This window comes from Caulobacter sp. P1_B12_2, assembly GCF_056406675.1.
Map to the genome: position 1 here is coordinate 1 of NZ_JBFTZS010000703.1, position 1,503 is coordinate 1,503.

A 1,503-nucleotide genomic window follows, 5' to 3' on the forward strand; every position below is an offset into this window, starting at 1 on the left:
CCGCCGACGGTCTCCATCACGTGCGCTACGGCGCCGCGACGATCGATCTCGACATCAAGAAGGGCCAGCGCGTCCGCCTGTCGGCGCGCGACGGCCTGTTGCGGAGAGCCTGAGCGTGAAGCATCTGATCGCTGTTGTTTGCGGATTGGCGGCCCTGGTGGTCGGCCTGGACGCCCAGGCCACCACGCTGCGCGTCGGAAAGGGCGGGGCCTATGCCAGCGTCCAGGCCGCCGTCGACGCCCTGCCGACCGACGGCGGGACTCTCGAACTGGCGCCCGGCGAATATCGCGAGAAGCTGACCATCGCCAAGCCGAACGTCCGCCTGATCGGCAAGGGCAAGCGGCCGCAGGACGTGGTGCTGGTCTGGAGCGACGGAGCGATCACCGCCGGCGGCACGTTCAAGTCGGCCTCGGTCAACGTCTCGGGCGACGGCTTCCGGGCCCGCAATCTGACGATCCAGAACGACTATCATTTGAAGGACGCCCGTCCGTCGCAAGCCGTGGCGCTGGCGATCACCGCCGACCGGGCGGTGCTGGAAAAGGTGCGCCTGCTGGGCGCCCAGGACACCCTCTACGCGGCCAGTAAGAAGACCGCCCCCAGCCGGCAGTATTTCAAGGACTGCTACGTCGAGGGCCATGTCGACTTCATCTTCGGCGACGCCAAGGCCTTCTTCGACCGCTGCCACATCCATGGCATCGCCCATGAGACGGTGATGATCACGGCCCAGAGCAAGTCCAAGCCGGAACAGGACAGCGCCTACGTCTTCGACCGCTGCCGGATCACCGCCGATCCGAAGGTGGGCGAGCTCTGGTTCGGTCGCGCTTGGCGCGCCTACGCCACCGTCATCTTCATGCGTACCCGCATCGACGCGGCGCTGCAGCCGGAAGGCTGGCGCGAATGGACGCCGGGCAAGACCGACACCCTGGGCACGGCGACCTACGCCGAGTTCGCCTCGACGGGGCAGGGGGCCAGTCCCAAGACCCGCGAGCCCCGCAGCCGCCAATTGACCGCCGAGGAAGCCAAGGCCTGGAGCCGCGACGCCTTCCTGGCCGGTCCCGACGGATGGCGTCCGTGATCGTCCCGTTTCAAGACCTGACCGAAGTTCAAGCCCAGTGAGCCGGACGATGCGCGTAGATCGACGAAGCTTCCTCGCCGCCGGCGGCCTGGGCGTGGCGGCCAGTTGGGCGCCCGGTTTGGCCAACGCCGCCGAGACCGATCCCCTGGCCATCGCCGACGACGGTTGGAGCTTGTGGCTGGACACGGGCGCCGCCTGGGCCGACGACGTCATCCACCTGCCGGGCCGGTTCGACCTGGCCGCCCTGCCGGTCAATCCGCCGACCGGCGGCTGGAGCGCCCTGGCCTCATCCGACGCGGTGACCGTGACCCTGCCGACCACGGTCGAGCAGCACTTCTGGGGCAAGTTCGGCACGCGGCCCTACACCGGCGAGGAATACCGCTACGCCGAGGACGACGACGTGCCGCGCTACGGCGCCTACAAGGGCG

General features: G+C 68.9%; 2 protein-coding genes. Both read left to right on the forward strand.

Annotated features, from left to right (window positions below):
- Nucleotides 1-115: 115 nt before the first annotated feature.
- Nucleotides 116-1,075 (forward strand): pectinesterase family protein, encoded by a 960-nt coding sequence (locus tag AC1DZ6_RS25055; RefSeq protein ID WP_477099798.1) that lies wholly within the window; start codon nt 116-118, stop codon nt 1,073-1,075.
- Nucleotides 1,076-1,124: 49 nt separating this feature from the next.
- The coding region (locus AC1DZ6_RS25060) for a hypothetical protein (RefSeq protein WP_477099799.1) at nt 1,125-1,503 on the forward strand (379 nt) is incomplete at its 3' end.